Genomic DNA, 4,763 nt, shown 5'->3' on the forward strand with positions numbered 1-4,763 from the left:
CCTGGTTGGGTCCCTGTGCGAGGGGCTCGGTGGGGCGCTGCACGCGAACCGTGATGTCGCCGTAGGTGTCCGGGTCCGAGCTCGCCGACATGTGCGCCGCGAGGAACTCGCGCTCGTACCCGCGGAACGCGGAGATCAGCTGGAACGACGGTTCGTCCGATTCGGGATCGGTCGGGTCGGAGACCACCACGTAGTACGGCGGCTGACTGGGGCCCTCCACCGGGCCTCGGTTGGCGGCCTGCGCACCCGCCGGCCCGCCGGCCGGCCCGCCCGCGGGCGGGGTCGGGTTCTGGATCGACGAGGTCACGGTGGGATCGGAGGGCACCGACCAGAAGGCGTCGTTGGTGAAGAACTGGCCCGGGTCGTCGACCTGGTACTTGGCCAGCAGCTCACGCTGGACCTTGAACAGGTCCTCCGGGTAGCGCAGGTGCTCCTCGAGCTCCTCCGAGATCGCGTCCCGCGGCTGCACGATGCCGGGCAGGGCCTTCATCCAGGTCTGCAGCACCGGGTCCGACTCGTCGAACGCGTAGAGGTCCACCGTGCCGTCGTAGGCGTCGACCGTGGCCTTGACCGAGTTGCGGATGTACGAGACCTCCTCGTCCGGCAGCACCCGGCCGCCGGCCTCGTTGGTCGAGTCCGCCGTCATCGCCTCCAGCGAACTCAGCTCGGCGTACGGATAGGTCTTGAGCGTGGTGTACCCGTCGACGATCCACTTGATCCGTCCGTCGATCACGGCCGGGTACGTATTGGTGTCGGTGGTCAGCCACGGGGCGACCTTCTGGACACGGTCGCGGGGGTCGCGGTCGTAGATGATCTTGGAGTCGTCGCCGATCAGGCTGGACAGCAGGATGTTGCGCTCGGCGAACCTCAGCGCGTAGGCCGTGCGGTTGATCCAGCCGCCGATCGGGACCCCGCCCTCGCCGGTGTAGGTGTACTGCTGGGTGTCCGTGTCGTACTCGCGCGGGCCCTCGCCGTTGTCGCCGACGATGGCGTAGTCGGGGTCGGACTGGGCGATCAGCGGACCGAAGTAGGTCCGCGGCTGGGTCACCGGGATCACCATCTCCTGACCACTGGCGATGGCCTCGAGGTCGGAGACCTGGAAGTTCGGCAGTCCGCCGCGATCCGAGCCGGCGTCGTCCGCGATCTCGTTGACGCGGTTGGCGGGCGCGGAGACGAAGCCGTTGCCGTGGGTGTAGACGGTGTGCCGGTTGATCCAGTCCCGCTGGTTGGCCTGCAGGGACTCCGGGTTGAGCTCACGGGCGGCCACGAGGAAGTCCCGCATCTCACCGTCGATCGTGTACCTGTCGATGCCGAGCGTCTCGGGGAAGCCGTAGAAGTTCCGCAGCTGGTGCAGCTGGGTGAACGTGGGCGAGAGGACGTTGGGGTCGAGCACGCGGACGTTGGACAGCGTCGTGACGTCCGAGCCCGCCTCCCGCGGGTTCGGGTCGGCCGAGCCCCAGTTCTCTATGTAGGTGACGCGGTCGTCCCCGATGTCGTACGCGGCCCGCGTGGCCTCGATGTTGCGGGCGATGTACTCCCGTTCCTTCTCGGCGCGGTTGGGGTTGACGGAGAACTGCTCCACGGCGAGCGGCCAGGCCGAGCCCACCACGAGCGCGGAGAACAGCAGGAGCACGGTAGCGAGCGCGGGGATGCGCAGGTCCCTGATCACGATCGCGGAGAAAAAGGCGATCGCGCAGACGATGGCCACGGAGAACATGAAGATCTTGGCCGGGATCAGCGCGTTGACATCGGTGTGTCCGGCACCGGTGAACGTCGCGTTCTCCCGGAACAGCAGCTCGTAGCGGTCGAGCCAGTAGGCGGCCGCCTTGAGCAGGATGAACAGTCCGGCGAGGCTGACCAGCTGGATCCGCGCGGCGCGGGTCAGCGCACCCTCACGCGCTCCGGGACGGAGCCCACCGAACAGGTAGTGCGTGACGAGGTTGGCGATAAACGCCAGGACCACGGCCACCATGAGCCAGGTGACGATCGACCGCCACAGCGGCAGCTCGAAGGCGTAGAAGGAGATGTCGAGCCCGAACTGCGCATCCGTCTGACCGAACGGCGTGGAGTTGAAGAACGCCAGGACCGACTGCCAGCCCGACTGCGCCACCGAACCGGCGAGGAGGCCGATCGCGACAGGGACCCACAGCACCGTCTTGGCCGGCGAGTCGCCGAGAGCCGCCCGGTACCTCGCCAACGCATCGGGCATCCCCGGCTGTGCCAGGAACACCGGCCGGTACCGGAAGGCCAGCAGGATCCCCGCGGCGATCGCGAGTCCCACCAGGAGGGCGACCACGACGAACAGACCGATCCGCGTGAGCAGCTCGGTCCTCATCACACTGGTGGCGTCGACCGAGCCGAACCACAGCCAGTTGGTGTAGGTGGAGTTGATCCTCGGCAGTACCTGGATCAGGACGATGAGGATGACGATGGAGATGGCGACGGCTCGGCCGCGACGTGAGATCGCGATCGGCCGACCGGGATTACCGGGTGGGCGGACGGACACCGGGGAAGCTCCTGGACTGCTGGGGCGGACATGCTCGTGGAACCCACCTTACGGAAAAGCGTCGCCTCACCCGCAGGTCGGTGGCTCTCCCCCGGAAACGGCCTCCTCCAGCGCCTCCAGCGCGCCCCGGAGGGTGTCCACCTCGATCAGGCGGATGCCACCCGGTGGGTCCTGCACGGCTTCCGCACAGTTTCCGGCGGGGACGAGGAACTCGGTCGCCCCCGCATCCCGGGCGGCACGGATCTTGTGCGTGATCCCCCCGATCGGCCCGACGGTTCCGTCGACCCGGATCGTGCCCGATCCGGCGACCTCGGCCCCGCCGGTCAACTCGCCCGGGGACAGCTTGTCCACGATCGCGACCGCCAGGACCAGCCCCGCCGAGGGGCCGCCCACGTTCGGGTCGATGTTGATCTCGACGTCCGTCCCGTCGGCCGGTGTGTCGCCGACGAGGATGCCCAGGCGGCCCTGGTCGGGATCGCCGTCCGGTCCGGCGGGCTGCAACGTCGTCGTCGTCGTCTCCTCGCGCCCGTCCCTGGCGAACCCGATCCGGACCTCGTCGCCCGGACGGTGGGCGCTGACCTGCTCGACCACCGCTGTCGAATCCGAGACCCGCTCCCCGGCGATCGAGGTCAGGATGTCGCCCTCACGGAGGAGGTCGGCCGCCGCGCCCTCCGGGTCGACGGCCTCGACCCGGGGCTGCATCGGGATCCCCAGGTACCCGTAGGCGGCGGCCTCGGCCGAGTTCTCCGACCCCACCATCTCCGCGGCGTTGGACTCGCGGACCTCGTCCCTCGACCGTTCCGGGGGGAAGACCTGGTCGCGGGGGACCACCATCTGCACCGGATCCAGCCAGAACCTCATGGCGTCGAGCAGGGTCAGGTTGTCGCGGACCGCGACCGTCGTCATCCGTAGTGCTCCGGAGGTCTCGTCCGCCTCACGCCCGCTGACCTCGACGACGGGGACAGTCTCCACCCCGTCGCCACGCTCGACCTCGACCTCCCCGAGGGTGTCGTAGGTGGGCCCGGGGCCCATGGCCACGAGCGGCACGGTCGCCGACGTGGCCAGGACGAGCAGCAGCACCGCCGGGACCAGAGCGGCGAGGAGGGTCAGCAGTCGGCGACTCACGGGGGCAAGGGTAGTCCGCGCGGGCGGAACCGTGACGTCGCGCCCGGACCTGCGCACCCGTCGGGCTGTACCGTTGTGGCATGAACCAGCCCTTCGGTTTCTCCGCTTCCGATGACGACGGTCGCGACGACGACCGGGGCCGCGACCCGGGCGGCCCCGGCGGTTTCGACCCCTCCCAGTTCGGTCAGTTCGGCCAGATGCTCTCCCAGTTCGGGCAGATGCTCGGCTCCATGGGGTCGGCGATGACCGGGCCCGGCGCCTCCGGCCCGGTGAACTACCAGCTCGCCCGCACCGTGGCACTGCAGGCCCTCGGCCGTGCCCCGGTCGTGAGCGAGGCCTCCGGCACCGCCGCGCAGGAGTCCGTCCGGCTGGCCGAGCTGTGGCTGGACGAGACCACGGTGTTCCCCTCCGGCGTACACCGGACCGAGGTGTGGACCCCCCAGCAGTGGGTCGAACAGTCCCTCCCCACGTGGGAGAAGATCTGCACCCCGGTCGCCGAGCAGATGAACTCGGCCACCAAGGGGGCGATGCCCGAGGAGGCGCGCCAGCTCGCCGGCCCGCTCCTGGGAATGCTCGACCAGATGGGCGGCATGGGCTTCGGGATGCAGCTCGGCCAGGGACTGGGCAAGCTCGCCCCCGCCGTGCTGTTCTCCTCCGAGGTGGGGCTCCCGTTCGGGGACGACGGCGTGGCCGCCCTGTGCCCGACCGCGATCGACGCGTTCGCCGAGGAGCTCGAGCTGCCCCGCCAGGAGGTCGTGGTGTTCCTGGCCGCGCGCGAGGCCGCGCACATCCGGTTGTTCGCCGGAGCGCCCTGGCTGCGGGCTCGGGTGCTGGCCACCGTCGAGGAGTACGCCCGCGGGATCCGGGTCGACACCTCGGGGCTCGACGACCTGGCCTCGGGACTCGACCCGTCCATCCTCCAGGACCCCACCAAGCTCCAGGAACTGCTGTCCGGCGGCGCGGGCGCCATCGGCCCCAAGGTGACGAATGTCAACGAGGCCGCGCTCGGCCGCCTCGAGACGCTGCTCGCCCTGGTCGAGGGCTGGGTCGACGCGGTCGTCACCGCTGCGGTCGGTGACCGACTGCCCAGCGCGGACAAGCTGCGCGAGATGTGGCTGCGACGCCGGGCCAC

General features: G+C 70.0%; 3 protein-coding genes. 1 reads left to right on the top strand and 2 read right to left on the bottom strand.

Going from position 1 to position 4,763, the window contains the following annotated elements:
• Positions 1-2,506, bottom strand: a 2,506-nt coding sequence (locus G6018_RS15370) for a UPF0182 family protein (RefSeq protein ID WP_182640083.1), incomplete at its 3' end; no start/stop codon positions are given.
• 66 nt (positions 2,507-2,572) lie between these two features.
• Positions 2,573-3,631, bottom strand: a complete 1,059-nt coding sequence (locus G6018_RS15375) for a PDZ domain-containing protein (RefSeq protein ID WP_182640084.1) — start codon at positions 3,629-3,631, stop codon at positions 2,573-2,575.
• Between the two features lie 80 nt (positions 3,632-3,711).
• Here G6018_RS15375 and G6018_RS15380 point away from each other — a divergent pair.
• Positions 3,712-4,763, top strand: a 1,052-nt coding sequence (locus G6018_RS15380; protein ID WP_182640085.1) for a zinc-dependent metalloprotease, incomplete at its 3' end; no start/stop codon positions are given.

The organism is Dietzia sp. DQ11-44, assembly GCF_014145205.1.
GTDB lineage: Bacteria > Actinomycetota > Actinomycetes > Mycobacteriales > Mycobacteriaceae > Dietzia > Dietzia natronolimnaea.